This window comes from Pseudomonas sp. S60 (genome assembly GCF_016647865.1).
In the GTDB taxonomy this organism is placed as follows: Bacteria; Pseudomonadota; Gammaproteobacteria; order Pseudomonadales; family Pseudomonadaceae; genus Aquipseudomonas; species Aquipseudomonas parafulva.
In genome coordinates this window covers 37,478-56,091 of sequence record NZ_JACVVH010000032.1, presented here as the reverse complement: position 1 = coordinate 56,091, position 18,614 = coordinate 37,478, and the positions used below count along the sequence as shown (strand labels likewise).

18 protein-coding genes are annotated in these 18,614 nt (G+C 61.6%); all 18 read left to right on the top strand.

Annotated features, from left to right (window positions below; genetic code table 11):
• Nucleotide 1: 1 nt before the first annotated feature.
• Nucleotides 2-445: a flagellar basal body rod protein FlgC gene (gene flgC, locus IAE33_RS16810; RefSeq protein WP_028633493.1), complete on the top strand. Its 444-nt coding sequence runs from the start codon at nucleotides 2-4 to the stop codon at nucleotides 443-445.
• A 12-nt stretch (nucleotides 446-457) separates the two neighbouring features.
• Nucleotides 458-1,159: a flagellar hook assembly protein FlgD gene (gene flgD, locus IAE33_RS16805; RefSeq protein ID WP_201164333.1), complete on the top strand. Its 702-nt coding sequence runs from the start codon at nucleotides 458-460 to the stop codon at nucleotides 1,157-1,159.
• A gap of 29 nt (nucleotides 1,160-1,188) precedes the next feature.
• Complete coding sequence (gene flgE, locus IAE33_RS16800) at nucleotides 1,189-2,511, top strand: flagellar hook protein FlgE (RefSeq protein WP_060481420.1); 1,323 nt, start codon at nucleotides 1,189-1,191, stop codon at nucleotides 2,509-2,511.
• Nucleotides 2,512-2,558: 47 nt separating this feature from the next.
• Nucleotides 2,559-2,756 carry a hypothetical protein gene (locus IAE33_RS16795; RefSeq protein WP_028633490.1) on the top strand — a complete coding sequence of 66 codons (198 nt, stop codon included), beginning with the start codon at nucleotides 2,559-2,561 and terminating at the stop codon, nucleotides 2,754-2,756.
• Nucleotides 2,757-2,911: 155 nt separating this feature from the next.
• Nucleotides 2,912-3,652, top strand: a complete 741-nt coding sequence (locus tag IAE33_RS16790; protein ID WP_028633489.1) for a flagellar basal body rod protein FlgF — start codon at nucleotides 2,912-2,914, stop codon at nucleotides 3,650-3,652.
• A gap of 47 nt (nucleotides 3,653-3,699) precedes the next feature.
• Entirely contained in the window at nucleotides 3,700-4,485 is a 786-nt protein-coding gene (gene flgG / locus IAE33_RS16785) for a flagellar basal-body rod protein FlgG (protein WP_028633488.1), read from the top strand.
• A gap of 36 nt (nucleotides 4,486-4,521) precedes the next feature.
• Nucleotides 4,522-5,217: a flagellar basal body L-ring protein FlgH gene (flgH, locus tag IAE33_RS16780; RefSeq protein ID WP_028633487.1), complete on the top strand. Its 696-nt coding sequence runs from the start codon at nucleotides 4,522-4,524 to the stop codon at nucleotides 5,215-5,217.
• Between the two features lie 11 nt (nucleotides 5,218-5,228).
• Complete coding sequence (locus IAE33_RS16775) at nucleotides 5,229-6,338, top strand: flagellar basal body P-ring protein FlgI (protein WP_028633486.1); 1,110 nt, start codon at nucleotides 5,229-5,231, stop codon at nucleotides 6,336-6,338.
• 11 nt (nucleotides 6,339-6,349) lie between these two features.
• Nucleotides 6,350-7,519, top strand: coding sequence for a flagellar assembly peptidoglycan hydrolase FlgJ (flgJ, locus tag IAE33_RS16770; protein WP_060481421.1), 1,170 nt, complete (start codon nucleotides 6,350-6,352; stop codon nucleotides 7,517-7,519).
• Nucleotides 7,520-7,531: 12 nt separating this feature from the next.
• Nucleotides 7,532-9,574 carry a flagellar hook-associated protein FlgK gene (gene flgK / locus IAE33_RS16765; protein ID WP_201164332.1) on the top strand — a complete coding sequence of 681 codons (2,043 nt, stop codon included), beginning with the start codon at nucleotides 7,532-7,534 and terminating at the stop codon, nucleotides 9,572-9,574.
• A 12-nt stretch (nucleotides 9,575-9,586) separates the two neighbouring features.
• Nucleotides 9,587-11,149 carry a flagellar hook-associated protein 3 gene (locus IAE33_RS16760; RefSeq protein ID WP_201164331.1) on the top strand — a complete coding sequence of 521 codons (1,563 nt, stop codon included), beginning with the start codon at nucleotides 9,587-9,589 and terminating at the stop codon, nucleotides 11,147-11,149.
• A gap of 285 nt (nucleotides 11,150-11,434) precedes the next feature.
• Nucleotides 11,435-12,364, top strand: coding sequence for a ketoacyl-ACP synthase III (locus IAE33_RS16755; RefSeq protein ID WP_060481423.1), 930 nt, complete (start codon nucleotides 11,435-11,437; stop codon nucleotides 12,362-12,364).
• 348 nt (nucleotides 12,365-12,712) lie between these two features.
• The gene (locus IAE33_RS16750) at nucleotides 12,713-14,155 is read left to right on the top strand and encodes a flagellin N-terminal helical domain-containing protein (protein WP_201164330.1); all 1,443 of its coding nucleotides are present in this window, start codon (nucleotides 12,713-12,715) and stop codon (nucleotides 14,153-14,155) included.
• Nucleotides 14,156-14,231: 76 nt separating this feature from the next.
• Nucleotides 14,232-14,582 (top strand): flagellar protein FlaG, encoded by a 351-nt coding sequence (locus IAE33_RS16745; protein ID WP_060481425.1) that lies wholly within the window; start codon nucleotides 14,232-14,234, stop codon nucleotides 14,580-14,582.
• 83 nt (nucleotides 14,583-14,665) lie between these two features.
• Nucleotides 14,666-16,051 carry a flagellar filament capping protein FliD gene (gene fliD / locus IAE33_RS16740; RefSeq protein ID WP_201164329.1) on the top strand — a complete coding sequence of 462 codons (1,386 nt, stop codon included), beginning with the start codon at nucleotides 14,666-14,668 and terminating at the stop codon, nucleotides 16,049-16,051.
• Nucleotides 16,052-16,177: 126 nt separating this feature from the next.
• Nucleotides 16,178-16,579, top strand: coding sequence for a flagellar export chaperone FliS (fliS, locus tag IAE33_RS16735; protein WP_028633478.1), 402 nt, complete (start codon nucleotides 16,178-16,180; stop codon nucleotides 16,577-16,579).
• Between the two features lie 16 nt (nucleotides 16,580-16,595).
• Nucleotides 16,596-16,889: a flagellar protein FliT gene (gene fliT / locus IAE33_RS16730; RefSeq protein WP_028633477.1), complete on the top strand. Its 294-nt coding sequence runs from the start codon at nucleotides 16,596-16,598 to the stop codon at nucleotides 16,887-16,889.
• A 165-nt stretch (nucleotides 16,890-17,054) separates the two neighbouring features.
• The gene (fleQ, locus tag IAE33_RS16725; RefSeq protein WP_060481427.1) at nucleotides 17,055-18,530 is read left to right on the top strand and encodes a transcriptional regulator FleQ; all 1,476 of its coding nucleotides are present in this window, start codon (nucleotides 17,055-17,057) and stop codon (nucleotides 18,528-18,530) included.
• Nucleotides 18,531-18,614 lie beyond the last annotated feature (84 nt).

The window sequence follows — 18,614 nt, the reverse complement described above, 5'->3', positions numbered from 1 at the left end:
CATGTCGCTGTCCAGTGTCTTCAACATTGCCGGTAGCGGCATGAGCGCGCAGAACACGCGCCTGAACACCGTTGCCTCCAACATTGCCAACGCCGAAACCGTGTCTTCGAGCATCGACCAGACCTACCGCGCCCGCCACCCGGTGTTCGCCACCACGTTCCAGAACGCGCAGGCCGGCAGCAGCCAGTCGCTGTTCGAAGACCAGGGCGAAGCCGGGCAGGGCGTGCAGGTGACCGGCATTGTCGAGGACCAGAGCAACCTGGAGGCACGCTACGAGCCGAACCATCCAGCCGCCAACAAGGACGGGTATGTGTACTACCCCAATGTCAATGTGGTGGAAGAGATGGCCGACATGATTTCTGCCAGCCGTGCGTTCCAGACCAATGCCGAGCTGATGAACACCGCCAAAAGCATGATGCAGAAGGTCCTGACCCTGGGCCAGTGATAGGAAGCCGACATGACCACCACCAACTCCACGGCTGACGTCGGTAGTGCCTACCTGACGTCGCTGCAGCAACAGCAAAGCAAGAACAACAGCAACACCGGTGCGGCCGGCAGCGCCCTGGGTAAGGACGCGTTCCTGCAGCTGCTGGTTACCCAGATGAAAAACCAGAACCCGCTCGATCCGCAGGAGAACGGCGAGTTCGTGGCCCAGTTGGCACAGTTCAGCAGCCTTGAAGGTATTCAGACGCTCAACAGTTCGGTGACCTCCATCGCTGCCGCGTTCCAGTCCTCCCAGGCCTTGCAGGCCTCATCACTGGTGGGCCGCAACGTGATGGTGCAAACCGACAAGGCCATGGTGGACACCAGCAAGGACATGAAAGGCTCGGTGAACCTGACCGCGTCCAGCACCGCCACCTCGGTGGGGGTGTACGACAAGGATGGCAAGCTGGTGCGCACGCTCGAGCTGGGTAGCCAGGCGGGCGGCAAGGTCGATTTCACCTGGGACGGCAAGGGCGACGACGGCACCGCGCTGGCGGCAGGTACCTATACGTTCAAGGCCACGGCCTCGATCGACGGCACCGCCACCGCCATGACCACCAACCTGCCGGCCAGTGTCACCAGCGTGACCATGGGCAGCAATGGCGCAGAAATGACGCTCAACCTCGCCGGGCTGGGCAGTGTTCCGCTCTCCAAAATCCAGAGCATCGGCATCTAGGGCCTTCAGCAACCTTCAGGAGTTAGCACATGTCTTACAACATCGGCCTTAGCGGCCTCAACGCAGCAAACAAGGCCCTGAACGTCACCGGCAACAACATTGCCAACGTTGCCACCACCGGCTTCAAGTCGTCCCGTGCCGAGTTCGCCGACCAGTATTCCAGCTCCATTCGGGGTACCAGCGCCGGGCGCACCACCATCGGCACCGGTGTGACCACTGCAGCGGTATCGCAGCGCTTCACCTCGGGCAACATCAACGGCACTGGCCAGGCGCTGGACATGGCCATCGATGGCAACGGCTTTTTTGCCCTTAACGACAACGGCTCGAAAATCTACACCCGCGCCGGTGCGTTCTACAGCGACAAGCAGGGCTTCGTGGTCAACTCGTCTGGTGCGAACCTGCAAGGGTACGCCGTGGATGCCAACGGCCAGATCATCCAGGGTGTGCTGACCAACCTGCAAATCGACACCGCCAACCTGACACCCAAGGCCACTGGCAAGATCGAGCAGACCATCAACCTGAAGTCCAGCGATGCGGCGCCCACCGTTACCCCGTTCGACCCGTCCGATGTGAAAAGCTACAACTACACGTTCAGCAGCGACGTGTATGACAGCCAGGGCAATGCGCATCAGCTGAACCAGTACTTCCTCAAGGACGATGCATCCAACTCCTGGAAGATGTACACCACCATCGACGGCCGCAATCCTACCGACCCGACCTCGACCCAGCCGCTGATCAATAACCTGCCGTTCAAGTCCGACGGTACGCTGAACGCCGATGGCCTCACTGCAGGGCCGGTGACGGGCGGCCTGAGCGTAAACGCCAACAAAACCTTCAACCTCGACAACTGGGTCCCTGCGCAGAAAAACGCTGCCGGCCAGTGGTCGTCCAATGGCGCCACCGCCAGCACTGGTGGCATCAGCCTGGACATGCTCAAGACCACCCAGTACAACGCGGCCTCCGCTGTAACTGCCAAGAACCAGGACGGTTTCGCCACCGGTGAGCTGTCGGGCCTGAACGTCGACAAGAGCGGTGTGCTGTTTGCCAGCTTCACCAACGGCCAGAACAAGGTCATTGGCCAGGTGGCTGTCGCCAGCTTCGCCAACATGCAGGGCCTTACCCCGATTGGCGGTACCAACTGGCAGGAGTCCTACTCGTCGGGCGTACCGGTGATCGGTGCGCCAGACACCGGCACCCTGGGCCAGATTGCCGGCGCTTCGCTGGAAGACTCCAACGTCGACCTCACCGGTGAGCTGGTCAACCTGATCAAGGCCCAGAGCAACTACCAGGCCAACGCCAAGACCATCTCCACCGAAAGCACCATCATGCAGACCATCATCCAGATGAGCTGAGTGAGGTAGCGCCGCCGGGTGACCGGCGGCGGTTGGAGGGGTATGTAATGAACAAGGCATGGGCGCTGGCCCTGCTCACGGCCCTGGGGGTTGGCTTGGCCCTGTCGGCCTACGCGGCACCCAGGCCTTTCTATCTTTGGCAGAGCGTGGCCACCGGCCGCTACTTCTGCACCGAGAACAATCCGGGCCCTGGCTGGATGAAGTTTTCGGGGCCTTACAACAACGCGGCCTGCCGCGATCAGTGATGCAACCTGCCTTCTGCAGCCCGACGACAACAAACTGACACTGCTAAGCCTTGTACGGGCTGCAGCGCCCTATTTTAACGGCTTGCAAAGCTGGTTCGATTATTGCTTTACCCTGCCTAGGTGACAGCGCGGCAGTGGCGCGCGGAGGAAATGCTGTGGACAAACTGCTTTATGTGGCCATGACCGGTGCCAGCCAGAACGCCCTGGCGCAGAAGGCTCATGCCAACAACCTGGCGAACGTATCCACCAACGGTTTTCAGCGAGACCTGGAGCAGGCCCGCTCGATGCCGGTGTTTGGTGACAGCTTTCCGGCGCGTGCTTTTGCCATGACCGAGCGCCCGGCAACCGACTTCAGCGAAGGGCCGATGGTGGAAACCGGCCGTGACCTGGACGTGGCGGTTACCGGCAAAGGGTTCATCGCCGTGCAGGCCCCTGATGGCAGCGAAGCGTATGTGCGCACCGGCAGCCTGAACATCGACGCCCTGGGCGTGCTGCGTGCCGGCAACGGCATGCCGGTGATCGGCAATGGCGGCCCCATTGCCATCCCGCCCGAGCAGAAGGTGGAAGTGGGTGAAGACGGCACCATCAGTATCCGCTCCATGGGTGAAGGCCCACGGGTGATGGCCGAAGTGGACCGCATCAAGCTGGTCAACCCGGACACCAAAGGCATGACCAAAGGGCTGGACGGCTTGATCCATACCGCTTCCGGGCGGCCCGCCGATGCCGACGTCAATGTGCGGGTGGTGTCGGGTTTTCTGGAAGGCAGCAACGTCAACGCCGTCGAGGAAATGACCTCGGTGCTGGCGTTGTCCCGGCAGTTCGAACTGCACGTCAAGATGATGAACACGGCCAAGGAAGGCGACGAAGCCATGGCTCGGGTTTTGCAAATCGGCTAATCACATTTGAACGGGTGCCGTAAAACAGGCGCGCGAGGAGAACACACATGCTTCCAGCCCTTTGGGTCGCCAAGACGGGTTTGTCCGCCCAGGACACCAACCTGACGGTCATTTCCAACAACCTGGCCAACGTGTCCACCACCGGCTTCAAGCGTGACCGTGCCGAGTTCCAGGACCTGCTGTACCAGATCCGTCGCCAGCCTGGCGCCCAGTCGACCCAGGACAGCGAACTGCCTTCCGGCCTGCAGGTGGGTACTGGCGTGCGCATCGTCGGCACCCAGAAGAGCTTCGTGGCCGGCAGCCTGCAGACCACCGAGAACCCCCTGGACATGGCAGTCAACGGCCGTGGCTTCTTCCAGATCCTGCAACCGGACGGCACCGTTTCGTACACCCGTGACGGCACCTTCCACCTGAACTCCGACGGCCAGATCGTCACCGCCAACGGGTACGCGCTGGAGCCTGCGGTGGTGGTGCCCAACGATGCGCAGACCTTCACCGTGGGCCAGGACGGCACCGTGTCGATCACCACTGCCGGCAACCCGGCTGCCCAGGTGATCGGCAACATCCAGACCGCCGACTTCATCAACCCGGCCGGCCTGCAGGCTATCGGCGGCAACCTGTTCCTGGAAACCGCGGCCAGTGGCGCGCCCCAGGTGGGTACCCCGGGCCTGAACGGCTTCGGTACCACCCTGCAGCAAACCCTGGAGAACTCCAACGTCAGCACCGTGGAAGAGCTGGTCAACATGATCACCACCCAGCGTGCCTACGAGATGAACTCCAAGGTGATCTCCACCGCCGACTCCATGCTGCAGTTCGTGACCCAGCAGCTGTAACCCTTGCAACCCCGTTGCACCCGTGAGGTAAGCACCATGAATCGTCTGTTGTCCGTTTTCGCCCTGGGCGGGGCGGTGTTGCTGGCAGGTTGTGTCGCCCCGGTGGCCAAGCCCAACGACCCGTACTATGCGCCGGTACTGCCGCGCACCCCATTGCCGGCAGCGGCCAACAACGGCTCGATCTACCAGGCGGGCTTCGAGCAGAACCTGTATGGCGACCGCAAGGCCTTCCGCGTGGGTGACATCATCACCATTACGCTGAATGAACGCACCTCGGCCAGCAAGAACGCCGGCTCGCAGATCCAGAAGAACAGCAAGGCCAACCTGGGCCTTACGTCGCTGTTCGGCGGCAAGCCCAATACCAACAACCCGTTCGGCGGTGGCGACCTGTCGCTGGACGCCGGCTACAGCGGCGACCGCACCACCAAGGGCGACAGCAAGGCCACCCAGGGCAACACCCTGACCGGTTCGGTGACCGTCACCGTGGCCGAGGTGCTGCCCAACGGCATCATCGCCGTGCGCGGCGAGAAGTGGCTGACGCTCAATACCGGTGAAGAACTGGTGCGCATTGCGGGCCTGATCCGGGCGGATGACATCGCCACCGACAACACCGTACCGTCCACCCGGGTAGCCGATGCGCGCATCACCTATTCCGGTACCGGCTCGTTTGCCGACGCCAGCCAGCCCGGCTGGCTGGACCGCTTCTTCATGAGCCCGCTTTGGCCCTTCTGAGTACACAGACCATGCTCAACCTGAGGCAGCTGATTGCCGCAACCTTGCTCCTGTCCTGCGCCTTTGCCGCGCAGGCCGAGCGCTTGAAGGACATCGCCAGTATTTCCGGCGTGCGCTCCAACCAGCTGATCGGTTACGGCCTGGTGGTGGGGCTCAACGGCACGGGTGACCAGACCACCCAGACGCCGTTCACCCTGCAAACCTTCAACAACATGCTGTCGCAGTTCGGCATCAAGGTGCCGGCCGGTTCTGGCAACGTGCAGTTGAAGAACGTGGCGGCGGTGTCGGTGCACGCTGACCTGCCGGCGTTTGCCAAACCGGGCCAGGTGGTGGACATCACGGTGTCGTCGATCGGTAACTCCAAGAGCCTGCGCGGCGGCAGCCTGCTGATGACGCCGCTCAAGGGTATCGACGGCAACGTCTACGCCATCGCTCAGGGCAACCTGGTGGTGGGCGGTTTCGACGCCGAGGGCCGTGACGGGTCCAAGATCACCGTCAACGTACCGTCTGCTGGCCGTATTCCAGGCGGGGCCAGTGTCGAGCGTGCGGTGCCGAGCGGGTTCAACCAGGGCAATACCCTCACCCTGAACCTGAACCGCCCCGACTTCACCACCGCCAAGCACATCGTCGACAAGGTCAACGAACTGCTCGGCCCAGGTGTGGCCCAGGCGCTGGACGGTGGTTCGGTGCGGGTCAGCGCGCCCATGGACCCTAGCCAGCGGGTGGACTACCTGTCGATTCTGGAAAACCTCGAAATCGACCCCGGCCAGGCCGTGGCCAAGGTCATCATCAATTCGCGTACCGGTACCATCGTCATCGGCCAGAACGTCAAGGTGTCGCCTGCGGCGGTCACCCACGGCAGCCTGACCGTCACCATCACCGAAGACCCTATCGTCAGCCAGCCAGGGCCGCTGTCCAACGGCCAGACCGCCGTGGTGCCGCGCTCCCGGGTGAATGCCGAGCAGGAAGCCAAGCCGATGTTCAAGTTCGGCCCGGGTACCACGCTGGATGAAATTGTCCGGGCGGTGAACCAGGTGGGCGCAGCGCCCGGTGACCTGATGGCCATCCTTGAAGCCCTGAAACAGGCCGGCGCGTTGCAAGCCGACTTGATCGTGATCTGAGGACGCCAGTGATGAACAGCAAGAGCCTGGTGTCTGGCAGTGGCGACAGTGGTGCCTTCACCGACCTCAACCGCCTCAACGCCCTCAAGCACGGTGACCGCGACAGCGCCGCCAACGTGCGCAAGGTGGCCCAGGAATTCGAATCGCTGTTCATCAGCGAAATGCTCAAGGCTTCGCGCAAGGCTAGCGACGTGCTGGCCGACGACAACCCGATGAACACCGAGACGGTGAAACAGTACCGCGACATGTACGACCAGCAGCTGGCCGTGAGCATGTCCCGCGAGGGCGGTGGCATCGGCCTGCAGGATGTGCTGGTGCGCCAGTTGACCAAGAGCCGTGGCGCCTCTGCCAACACCAGCCCGTTCCCGCGTGGCGAAAGCGGCGGCCCGGCGTTGTGGGGCAACAAGGTGGCAGCGCCGGTGCACGGCAATGATGCCGTTGGCACCCGCAACGATGTGGCCGCGCTGAATGCGCGGCGCCTGGCGTTGCCGAGCAGGCTCACCGACCGCCTGCTGGCAGGCATCGTGCCGTCTGCTACCGCAAGCGACGCCGCTACTGTCAACACCGCCGCCGTGCCTGCCCGTGATGGCCAGCAGCCGGCCAGGGCCTTTGCGGTGCCGGATAACGGCTTGCGCATCGTCGGCCGTGCGGTTGCCCAGCCGCCGCTGGCCCCCAACAAGGCGTTCAGCGACAGCGACACGTTCGTCGCCACTATGCTGCCCATGGCCGAACAGGCGGCCAAGCGCATCGGTATCGACCCGCGCTACCTGGTGGCCCAGGCAGCACTGGAAACCGGTTGGGGCAAATCGGTGATGCGCAATAGCGACGGCAGCAGCAGTCACAACCTGTTCGGCATCAAGGCCACCGGCAACTGGCAGGGTGAGCAGGCGAGGGCGATCACCAGCGAGTTCCGCGACGGGCAGTTCGTCAAGGAAACGGCCGCCTTCCGCAGCTACGACTCTTACCAGGACAGCTTCCACGACCTGGTCACCTTGTTGCAGAGCAATTCACGCTATCAAGATGCACTCAACTCGGCCGATAACCCCGAACAGTTTGCACGCGAGCTGCAAAAAGCAGGTTATGCGACCGACCCGGGCTATGCGAAGAAGATCATCAGCATTGCCCAGCAGATGCAGAACACACCGCAATACGCCATGGCTGGCAGACCCACGAATCTTTAAAAGGACTAAATCATGTCGAGCCTGATTTCCATCGGCCTGAGTGGCCTGAGTGCCAGCCAGGCGGCCTTGTCGGTAACCAGTAACAACATCGCCAACGCTGCGACCAGCGGCTATTCACGCCAGCAGGCAATGCAGCAGGCGGGCCCGTCGCAGTACATCGGTGCGGGGTTTCTGGGCAGTGGCACCACACTGGCCGACGTGCGCCGGGTGTACAGCGCCTACCTGGACAACCAGCTGCAGACCGCCACGTCGCTGCAGGCCGATTCGGCTGCCTTCCAGGACCAGATCACCAGCGTCGACAAACTGCTGGCCGACCGCGATACCGGCATCAGCTCGGTGCTCACTGCGTTTTTCTCGGCCTTGCAGACAGCATCCGCCAAGCCAGGTGACGTCGCTTCGCGGCAATTGCTGCTGACCCAGGCGCAAACCCTGAGCAACCGCTTCAACGCCGTCAGCACCCAGCTGACCCAGCAGAACGAAGTGATCAACTCGCAGCTCGACACGCTGGCCGGGCAGGTCAACAAGCTCACCACCAGCATTGCTGAGTACAACAAGCAGATCGTCGCGGCCACGGCCACCGGCAGTACTCCCAACAACCTGCTCGATGCCCGCAGCGAAGCGGTACGCCAGCTGAACGAGCTGGTGGGCGTGACCGTGCAGGAGCGCGAAGGCAACTACGATGTCATTCTGGGCAGCGGCCAGTCGCTGGTCACCGGCGGCAAGGCCAACCCCCTGTCGGTACAGCCGGGGGTGGCGGACAAGAGCCAGGCCACCCTGCGCATCAACTATGAGTCGTTCAGCTCGGACGTGACCTCGGTCGCCACCGGCGGCACCATTGGCGGCCTGCTGCGCTACCGCCAGGATGTGCTGACCCCGTCCATGAACGAACTGGGCCGCGTCGCCCTGGTGGTGGCTGACAGCATCAACAGCCAGCTGGGCCAGGGCCTGGATGCCAACGGTCAGTTTGGCAGCTCGCTGTTCACCAGCATCAACAGCGCCTCTGCCATCGCCCAGCGTAGCCTGGCGTCGTCCAACAACAGCGCAGGCTCCGGCAACCTCGACGTGACCATCGCCAACAGCGGCGCGGTTAGCACCTATGACTACGAGGTCAAGTTCACCAGCGCCAACCAGTACAGCGTGCGCCGTTCCGACGGCACCAGCATGGGCTCGTTCGACCTCAACGCCGACCCCGCGCCGGTGATCGACGGCTTTAGCCTCTCGCTCAAGGGCGGGGCGCTGGCGGCGGGCGACAGCTTCAAGGTCATCCCCACCCGGTCGGCGGCAGGTGCCATCAATACGGTGCTCACCGATGCCAACAAGCTGGCCTTCGCCGGCCCGGTCAGTGCCACCACCGGCAGTGGCAACAGCGGTACCGGCACCATCACCCAGCCTACGCTGGGCCAGCCCCTGAATATTTATGGCGGCGCCGACAATGCCCTTGTGCAGCAGGCGATTCGCGACTCCATGCCGGTACGGGTGGTGATGGACACCGCCAACGGCGGCTCCCAGGGTTACAAGGTGTTCGATGCCAAGGGCACGCAAATCGGTACCGGCACCGTGGTGCCGGGGCAGGACAACAAGCTCTCCATATCGGTGCCCATGCGCGACGGGGCTGGCAACCCGATTGTCGATGGCAGCGGCAACCCGCGCACCTTCGCGCTGGAAACCACCGTTGGTGGCAGCCCGGCAGCCAACGACAGCTTTACCCTGTCGTTCAACGCCGATGGCAAGGCAGACAACCGCAACGCCACGGCTCTGCTGGGCTTGCAGACCAAGTCTACGGTCAATACCGGGTCTGGCGGCGGCACCAGTTTCACCTCGGCCTATGCGTCGTTGGTCGAGCGGGTAGGGGCCAAAGCCAGCCAGGCCACCATCGATACCACCGCCACCCAGGCGGTGCTCAAGTCGGCCAGCGAAAGCCGCAGTGCGGTGTCTGGGGTGAACCTGGACGACGAGGCGGCCAGCCTGGTCAAGTTCCAGCACTACTACACCGCGTCGTCGCAGATCATCAAGGCGGCGCAAGAAACCTTCAGCACCCTGATCAACGCCTTGTAAGGAGTAGCGACCGTGCGTATTTCCACTGCTCAGTTCTATGAAGCCAGCGCCAGCAGCTACTCCAAGAACTTCTCGGACATGAACAAGACCAGCGCCCAGGTAACGTCGGGCGTGCGTATCCAGACCGCCGGCGATGACCCGGTGGGCGCGGCGCGGTTGCTGCTGCTGCAGCAGCAGCAGTCGCTGCTGGACCAGTACAGCGGCAACATGAACACGGTAAGCAATGCGCTGCTGCAGGAAGAGAGCGTGCTTTCCACCATCAATGACGCGATGCAGCGGGCCAGCGAGTTGGCCATCCGTGCCGGCGGCGCGGGTGTGACAGACGCTGACCGGGTATCGATCAGCACCGAGCTGAAGGAAATCGAGGCCAATATCTTTGGCTTGCTCAACTCGCGCGATGCCAATGGCGACTACATGTTCGCCGGCTCCAAGAGCACTACACCGCCCTACGTGCGCAACTCCGATGGCACCTACAGCTACCACGGTGACCAGACCCAGTTGAGCCTGCAGGTTTCCGACACCCTGAACCTGGCCACCAACGACAGCGGTGCCAGCGTGTTCGATGCAGCGAAGAACAAGAGCCGTACCCAGTCGACCTTGCTGGTGCCGGCCACCGATGATGGCGTGGTCGGCGTTTCGCCGGGTCTGTTGAAGTCGAGCAACAGCTACAACGACAGCTTTACTGCCGGCCAGCCGTACAAGCTCACGTTCACCAGCGCTACCCAGTATTCGATCACCGATGCCAATGGCAACGACATTACGGCCGAAACCCCCACCAACGGTCATTTCGACAGCAAGACCGAGGGGGCCAACCGTATTGCCCTGCGCGGTGTCGAGTTCGAAATCACCGTCACGCTGGAGGAGGGCAAGGACGCCGACGCGGCCGTGGCCGGGCGCGAGTTCTCATTGGCAGCGCGCCCGGACTCCTTCACCACGACCCGTGGCGCTGGCAACTCTTCCACCGCGCAAGTCACCAGCAGTGCTGTCACCGACCCAACCGCCTACCGCAGCACGTTCCCCAGCAACGGGGCGGTGATCAAGTTCACCGGGCCAGACACGTACGAGTTCTATGCGCAGCCCATGAAAGCTGACAGCAAACCGGTGGCCACCGGTACCTTCACTGCGCCGCAGTTGACGGTGGCGGGGGTGACCTATGACGTGAACGGCGCGCCGCAGGCCGGCGACCAGTTCGCGGTCACGGCCAACACCCACCAGAACCAGAACGTGCTGGAAACCATCAGCCAGCTGCGTGCGGCGCTGGACACTCCCGTGACTGGCGCAGGGGCGGCCAACGGCCTGAAGGATGCGGTGGCCTCGGCCATTGCCAACCTGGCCAGTGCGCGCGAGCAGGTGGACATCACCCGGGGTTCGATCGGTGCGCGGGGCAGTTCGCTGGAAATTCAGCGGCAGGAAAACACCAGCCTGGGCCTGGCCAACAAGACCACCCAGGATGCGATCGGCAATACCGACATGTCTCAGGCTGCGATCACCCTGACCCTGCAGCAGGCCATGCTGGAGGCCTCCCAGCTGGCCTTCTCGCGCATTTCCCAGTTGAGTTTGTTCAACAAGCTCTGATCACTCATGCAATGCGGGGCTGCTGCGCAGCCCATCGCGAGCTGCGCTCGCTCCTACGGGGGCGGGGCGGCGCACCTCTGTGCTGCGCCGCATTACCCGGCTTTCATTGCATTTCAATGTGACCAATGAGTCAAAACGGTCATCTTCCCTGTATTCTATGCAGCAGCATTTTGTTACCGGTGCGCAGGAAAGCGCTGCTTTCCTTCCCCAGCGGTGACGCCCCGGTATTTGGCGCCCTCAATTTATCGAGTGGTGGTCTTTGGCTGTTTTCATTGGGAAGCCAGAATGATTGGCATCAAAAGCATCGCGAGTTACGTGCCCACCGCTGGCCTGGACAACTACGTCCAGGGTGCGAAGTTCGGCAAGGACGAAGAGTTCATGTTCGGCAAGATCGGCGCGTCCTTCCTGCCACGCAAGGCCCCGGAGCAGGAGACCTCCGACCTGTGCGTAGAGGCCGCACGGGCCCTGTTCGCCAGCAACCCCGATCTTGATCCGCAGTCGATCGACGCGTTGATCGTGGTCACCCAGAACGGCGATGAAGAAGGCCTGCCGCACACGGCCGCCATCGTTCAAAGCAAGCTTGGCCTGTCCACCCGCGTGGCGGCCTTCGATGTTTCGCTGGGCTGTTCCGGTTACGTGTACGGCTTGTACGCGATCAAGGGTTTCATGGAGGCGGCGGGCCTGAAGAACGGCCTGCTGATTACCGCAGACCCGTACTCCAAGATCGTCGACCCCGAGGACCGTAATACCACCATGCTGTTCGGTGACGCCGCCACCGCGACGTGGATGGCTGAAGATGCGGTGTGGAACCTGGGCCAAGCCCGCTTCGGCACCGACGGCTCGGGCGCCGAGCACCTGAAGGTGAGCGATGGCAAGTTCTTCATGAATGGCCGCCAGGTGTTCAACTTCGCGTTGGTCAAGGTGCCGGCGCACCTGCACGAGCTGCTCGACGCCAGCGGGCTGCAGTCTGCGGATATCGATGCCTTCTGCATTCACCAGGGCAGCGCGGCGATCGTCGATGCCGTGGCGCGGCGCTTCGAAGAGCATCACCCCGAGAAATTCGTGAAGGACATGCTGGAAACCGGCAACACAGTGTCCTCCAGCGTGCCGCTGTTGCTGCAGAAGCACATGCTCGATGGCAACTGGAAGCGCGTGGCCATCAGCGGCTTTGGTGTAGGGCTGTCGTGGGGCTCGGCGATTCTTTATCGCAGTTAAGGCCTCTCCGGCGTGGCCTAGTGTGCCCCGTAGGAGCGAGCGCAGCTCGCGATGGGCTGCATAGCAGCCCCCCGCTATCTCGGCAGTCATGCGCAATCTGATGGGGATGCTTTGCACCCCATCGCGAGCTTTGCTCGCTCCTACATGCCCGGTATGCATTATTTCTGGCGCCAACAAACCGCCCTCAACCCATTGATTTCAAAGGCTGGCCGCGTGCCAGCATTTTTTTTTTGAAAAACCCCTCAAGCAACCAGGCCATCCGACGATAACTATTACGAAGGTTCTCTAGGCCAATCCGGCGGTTGCCAAGGCCGGAAGCCGCAGTACCCATACAACGAGGATTTCGTCATGGCTTTAACTGTAAACACCAACATTGCTTCGGTTACTACCCAAGTAAACCTGAACAAGGCCAGCAACGCTCAGGCCACCGCGATGCAGCGTCTGTCCTCGGGTCTGCGTATCAACAGCGCTAAAGACGACGCTGCTGGCCTGCAGATCGCCAACCGCCTGACCAGCCAGATCAACGGCCTGGGCCAGGCTGTAAAGAACGCCAACGACGGTATCTCGATCGCGCAGACCGCTGAAGGTGCAATGCAGGCTTCGACCGACATCCTGCAAAAAATGCGTACCCTGGCACTGTCGTCGGCCACTGGCTCCCTGAGCGCCGACGACCGCAAGTCGAACAACGACGAATACCAGGCCCTGACTGCCGAACTGAACCGTATCTCCGACACCACCACCTTCGGTGGCCAGAAGCTGCTGGACGGCTCGTACGGTACCAAGGCCATCCAGGTTGGTGCCAACGCCAACGAAACCATCAACGTTTCCCTGGACAACGTCTCGGCCAAGAGCATTGGTTCGCAGCAGGTTAAATCCGGCACCATCACCCCGACTGCAAGCGGCGTGACTGCAGCCGACCTGGTGGTGACCGGCAACGGCCAGACCAAAACTGTCAGCTACGATGCCGGCGCTTCGGCCAAGGACATCGCGGCCAAGCTCAATGGCGCTATCGGTGGCCTGACTGCCGCTGCCAGCACCGAAGTCAAGCTGACCGTTGCCAGCGGCGCTGCCACCACTCCTGCCAACTTCGACCTGAAAGTCGGCAGCAGCACCGTCAGCTTCATCGGCGTGACCGACACTGCCAGCCTGGCTGACCAGTTGAAGTCTAACGCTGCCAAACTCGGCATCAGCGTTAACTACGACGAATCTACCAAAAGCCTGGAGGTCAAGTCCGACACCGGTGAGAACCTCAGCTTCACCTCGAAAGCAGGTGCAGAGGCGATCTCGGTCGGTGCCAAGAATGGCAGTGGCGAATACGCTGCAACACTGACTGCATTGTCTGCGACTGCGAACGACAAGGCCGTAGTGACTGGCCAGATCTCGCTGGACTCGGCCAAAGGCTACTCCGTTGCCAACGGCGCAACCGGTACTGGCGCAACTGACCTGTTCGGTGCAGCTTCGGTGTCGTCGAAAAAGACCACCATCGCCGACACCGACGTGACCGCTGCCGTCAACGCCCAGAACGCCCTGGCCGTTATCGACAAGGCCATCGGTTCGATCGACAGCGTACGTTCGGGCCTGGGTGCAACCCAGAACCGTCTGCAAACCACCGTGGACAACCTGCAGAACATCCAGAAGAACTCCACCGCTGCCCGCTCCACCGTGCAGGATGTGGACTTCGCCTCGGAAACTGCCGAGCTGACCAAGCAGCAAACCCTGCAACAGGCATCCACCGCGATCCTGTCCCAGGCCAACCAGCTGCCTTCCTCGGTCCTGAAACTGCTCCAGTAATTCAGGCGCCTGAGTAAAGGGTGAAAGGGCGCGTTTACGTGCCCTTTCACCCTTTTTGACATGAGGAGTTCGGAACATGGACATCAGTCTCAAGCTGAGTCAGGTGTACCCCCCTGTGTTACCCCAGCCCTCTGCGGCGGAGCGGGACCCGGCGGTGCCTGCCAAGGTGCAGGAAGCCGCGCCGCCAGAACCCAAGCCGCACACGCGCGAGGACCTGGAAAAAGCGGTTGGCGATATCCGTGATTTCGTCCAGTCGAGCCAGCGTCAGCTGGACTTTTCCATTGATGATTCCACCGGGCAGGTCGTGGTCAAGGTGATCGCCACCGACTCGGGCGAGGTCATCCGCCAGCTACCGTCTGAAACGGCGTTAAAGCTCGCGCAAAGCCTCAGCGAAGCCGGCAGCCTGCTGTTCGAGGGGCGCGCTTAGGCTGGCATGATTTTTGTTGTTGTTAGGTCTTTCAAGGATTTTTTCGCCAAGGATCTGGCAGCTACCGTTCAAGGAGAGCAATGATGGCAGGTACAACCGTCAGTGGTATCGGCTCGGGTATCGACACCCAGGCCATCGTCGATTCGCTCGTGGCCGCCCAGAAGGCGCCCAAGCAGACGCAAATCAATACCCAAACGCTGAAGGCAACCACCACGTTGTCCTCGATTGGCAAGATTCAGTCAGCGCTCGATGCCTTCCGTGGTGCGCTGACCAACATGACCGATACCAATAGTTTTGGCGGCTTGAGCCTGCAGTCGTCCAACGAAAAGGTGGCTACCGTCACCATGGGCGCCGGCGCTGCCAATGGTTCGTTCTCGTTGCTGGTCAGCAAGCTGGCCAAGGCGTCCAAGGTGTCCACCCAGGTGTACGCGGACGGGGCAGGGTCGGTGGTCAACAAAGGCACTACCGCAACCACCCTGACCATGACCCAGAATGGCAAGGCTTACGACCTGAGCGTTCCGGCTGGTGCAACGTTGCAGCAGGTGCGCGACAGCATCAACAGTCAGTTTGGCCCTGCAGGCCTGAGTGCCAACGTGCTCACGGATGCCACAGGCTCGCGGCTGGTCATTACATCGACCAAGATGGGCGAGGGGTCGGACATTACCCTGTCTGGGAATTCTGGAATCGACACGGGTTACAAGGTCGTAGACGAGCCCGCGGACGCCGAGTACATGCTCGATGGCGTTGCCATGAAATCGAAGACCAATGATATTACCGATGCAGTGAGTGGCCTGAACATCAAGTTGGTAGGTGTATCTCCAAAAAGCTCAACGGGCGAAGATACGATTACCACGCTCTCACTCAGCACCAGCAGCGCTACCCTCAAGTCGGGCCTCAAAGGCTTCATCGATAGCTATAACGCGCTGCTGAAAGTGGTGAACGCCGAAACCAAGGTCACCAAGAATGCAGATGGCAGCATGACAGCGGCTGCGCTGACCGGCGATGCATCGATGCGCACTCTGATGACGTCCATCCGTGAAGAACTCAATGCGGTGTCCGGCAACGGCACCCTCAAGTCGTTGGCAGCCTTCGGGGTTACCTCTTCGCAGGATGGCGGCACGCTGAGCCTGGATGACAAGAAGTGGGACAAGGTCGCCAGCACCAATGCGGCAGACCTGACCAGCATCTTCAATGGCAAGGACGGGCTGCTGGCCCGCCTGCAAAAAGTTACCGAGCCGTTTGCCAAGGCGTCCACCGGTACCCTGGCCGAGCGTTCGAAAACCCTTAGCGAAAGCCTGACCAAGCTCAAGACCGAGCAGGACACCCTGGATGCACGGATGGAGGCCCTGCAGAAGAGCCTGCAGGACAAGTACAACAACATGGACACATTGGTTACCCAGCTGCGCCAGCAGCAAAGCTCGGTGCTCAGCACGTTGAATGCGCTGAACAAGTCCAGCAGCGACGACTGACCGTAAGCCGTTGCCCGAAACCGGTTTTATCGCTGGTTTCGGGCAATAACCCGTAAAGTTTTCCGTGTTTTGCCCGATACATAAAGTATCAACCTTCCAGAAGCATGCCCGCCACGAGGTCGCAAGATGAATCCCATGAGAGCCCTTCGTCAGTACCAGAAGGTCAATTCCCATGCCCAGATTTCCGAAGCCACGCCGCACCGCCTGGTGCAGATGCTGATGGAAGGTGGCCTTGATCGCATGGCGCAGGCCAAAGGGGCAATGGCGCGGGGTGACGTGGCCGAGAAGGGGCTGATGCTGGGCAAGGCGATCGACATCATCATCGGCTTGCGCGACGGCCTCTCGCCTGAGAAGAGCGAGAACCCGCAATACGTCGAAAACCTCGATGCCCTCTACGTGTACATGACCAACCGCCTGATGCAGGCCAACATCGACAACGATGCCGGCATCATCGATGAAGTGGCCCGGCTGCTGATCACCGTGAAGAGCGGTTGGGACGGCATCGCCGACATCCAGCCTGCCAGCTGACGGCAAGGAGACGACCATGACTGCACTGCAACGCCTCGACGATACATGTGATGCCCTGCTTGGCGCCCTGGGCGAGCGTGACTGGGATTCCATTGCGAAGCTGGACGTTGCATGCCGTACCTGTATCGACGAAGTGCTCGAAACGCACGCGTACGACCAAGGCTTGCTGCGGGAAAAGCTCGAAGGGGTGATGGAGGTCTACCGCAGCCTCATCGAAGTGACAACCGGCGAGCGCCAGGCAATTGCCGAAGAGATGACACAGATCAACCAAGCGAAGAATGCTTCAAAGGTTTATCATTTGTTCAGTTAAGATGCGAACAACTGAACAAAAGGCGCCATAAATTTGACTGTGCGACCCTTTTTGACTTAACTAGTGGCTGTTTTCGTATTTCAGACGTCCGAACACTGACCATTCAGTCGGAATGATGTCGAGCATGCCTTCGGGCGCCGATATGACTAGGGAAGTTGCTATTGCATGTGGCGTGAAACCAAGATTCTCCTGATCGATGACGACAGCACCCGCCGCCGCGATCTGGCGGTGGTGCTGAACTTCCTGGGCGAAGACAACCTGCCCTGCACCAGTGCTGACTGGCAGCAGGTGGTCGAGCCGCTGTCTTCCAGCCGCGAGGTACTGTGCGTACTCGTCGGCGCTGTGGATGCGCCTGGCACCCTGCTTGGGTTGCTTAAGACAGTGGCAACCTGGGATGAGTTCCTTCCGGTCTTGCTTTTAGGCGATATTTCTTCTGGCGAGTTGCCTGAAGACCTGCGCCGCCGCGTGCTTTCGAACCTCGAAATGCCGCCCAGCTACAGCCAGTTGCTCGATTCGCTGCACCGCGCCCAGGTATACCGCGAGATGTATGACCAGGCCCGTGAACGGGGGCGTCAGCGCGAGCCCAACCTGTTCCGCAGCCTGGTCGGTACCAGCCGCGCCATCCAGCACGTGCGCCAGATGATGCAGCAGGTGGCCGACACCGACGCCAGCGTGCTCATCCTGGGCGAGTCGGGCACCGGCAAGGAGGTGGTTGCGCGCAACCTGCATTACCACTCCAAGCGCCGTGAGGCGCCCTTCGTGCCGGTCAACTGTGGTGCTATCCCGGCTGAACTGCTGGAAAGCGAGTTGTTTGGCCATGAAAAGGGCGCATTCACCGGGGCCATCACCAGCCGGGCAGGGCGCTTCGAACTGGCCAATGGCGGTACGCTGTTCCTGGATGAAATCGGTGACATGCCGTTGCCTATGCAGGTGAAGCTGCTGCGCGTGCTGCAGGAACGCACTTTTGAGCGCGTGGGCAGCAACAAGACCCAGAGCATCGATGTACGCATCATCGCCGCCACGCACAAGAACCTCGAAAACATGATCGAGGACGGCACCTTCCGCGAAGACCTGTACTACCGGCTGAACGTCTTCCCCATCGAGATGGCCCCCCTGCGCGAGCGCGTCGAGGACATCCCGCTGCTGATGAACGAGTTGATCTCGCGCATGGAGCACGAGAAACGGGGTTCCATCCGCTTCAACTCGGCCTCGATCATGTCCCTGTGCCGCCATGGCTGGCCGGGTAACGTGCGCGAACTGGCCAACCTGGTCGAGCGCATGGCGATCATGCACCCGTACGGGGTCATTGGTGTGTCGGAACTGCCGAAGAAATTCCGCTACATCGACGACGAAGACGAGCAGATGGTCGACAGCCTGCGCAGTGACCTGGAAGAGCGCGTGGCCATCAACGGCCACACCCCCAACTTCAGCAACCCTGCCATGCTCCCGCCAGAGGGGCTCGACCTCAAGGACTACCTGGGCAGCCTGGAGCAAGGTCTTATCCAGCAGGCGCTGGACGATGCCAACGGTATCGTTGCCCGTGCCGCCGAACGCCTGCGCATCCGCCGTACCACCCTGGTGGAGAAGATGCGCAAATACGGCATGAGCCGCCAAGGTGGCGAGGACCAGGCAGAAGACTAACGCTCAAGCGGCCTCCGCTCGCGCATTCGTAGGAGCGAGCAGAGCTCGCGATGGGCTGCAAAGCAGCCCCTCCTCCCCACTTCC

What these genes read in the sequence shown, in the direction of transcription:
- flgC (WP_028633493.1), top strand. Translation starts at nt 2, where the DNA reads ATGTCGCTGTCCAGTGTCTTCAACATTGCCGGTAGCGGCATGAGCGCG.
- flgD (WP_201164333.1), top strand. Translation starts at nt 458, where the DNA reads ATGACCACCACCAACTCCACGGCTGACGTCGGTAGTGCCTACCTGACG.
- flgE (WP_060481420.1), top strand. Translation starts at nt 1,189, where the DNA reads ATGTCTTACAACATCGGCCTTAGCGGCCTCAACGCAGCAAACAAGGCC.
- IAE33_RS16795 (WP_028633490.1), top strand. Translation starts at nt 2,559, where the DNA reads ATGAACAAGGCATGGGCGCTGGCCCTGCTCACGGCCCTGGGGGTTGGC.
- flgG (WP_028633488.1), top strand. Translation starts at nt 3,700, where the DNA reads ATGCTTCCAGCCCTTTGGGTCGCCAAGACGGGTTTGTCCGCCCAGGAC.
- flgH (WP_028633487.1), top strand. Translation starts at nt 4,522, where the DNA reads ATGAATCGTCTGTTGTCCGTTTTCGCCCTGGGCGGGGCGGTGTTGCTG.
- IAE33_RS16775 (WP_028633486.1), top strand. Translation starts at nt 5,229, where the DNA reads ATGCTCAACCTGAGGCAGCTGATTGCCGCAACCTTGCTCCTGTCCTGC.
- flgJ (WP_060481421.1), top strand. Translation starts at nt 6,350, where the DNA reads ATGAACAGCAAGAGCCTGGTGTCTGGCAGTGGCGACAGTGGTGCCTTC.
- flgK (WP_201164332.1), top strand. Translation starts at nt 7,532, where the DNA reads ATGTCGAGCCTGATTTCCATCGGCCTGAGTGGCCTGAGTGCCAGCCAG.
- IAE33_RS16755 (WP_060481423.1), top strand. Translation starts at nt 11,435, where the DNA reads ATGATTGGCATCAAAAGCATCGCGAGTTACGTGCCCACCGCTGGCCTG.
- IAE33_RS16750 (WP_201164330.1), top strand. Translation starts at nt 12,713, where the DNA reads ATGGCTTTAACTGTAAACACCAACATTGCTTCGGTTACTACCCAAGTA.
- IAE33_RS16745 (WP_060481425.1), top strand. Translation starts at nt 14,232, where the DNA reads ATGGACATCAGTCTCAAGCTGAGTCAGGTGTACCCCCCTGTGTTACCC.
- fliD (WP_201164329.1), top strand. Translation starts at nt 14,666, where the DNA reads ATGGCAGGTACAACCGTCAGTGGTATCGGCTCGGGTATCGACACCCAG.
- fliS (WP_028633478.1), top strand. Translation starts at nt 16,178, where the DNA reads ATGAATCCCATGAGAGCCCTTCGTCAGTACCAGAAGGTCAATTCCCAT.
- fliT (WP_028633477.1), top strand. Translation starts at nt 16,596, where the DNA reads ATGACTGCACTGCAACGCCTCGACGATACATGTGATGCCCTGCTTGGC.
- fleQ (WP_060481427.1), top strand. Translation starts at nt 17,055, where the DNA reads ATGTGGCGTGAAACCAAGATTCTCCTGATCGATGACGACAGCACCCGC.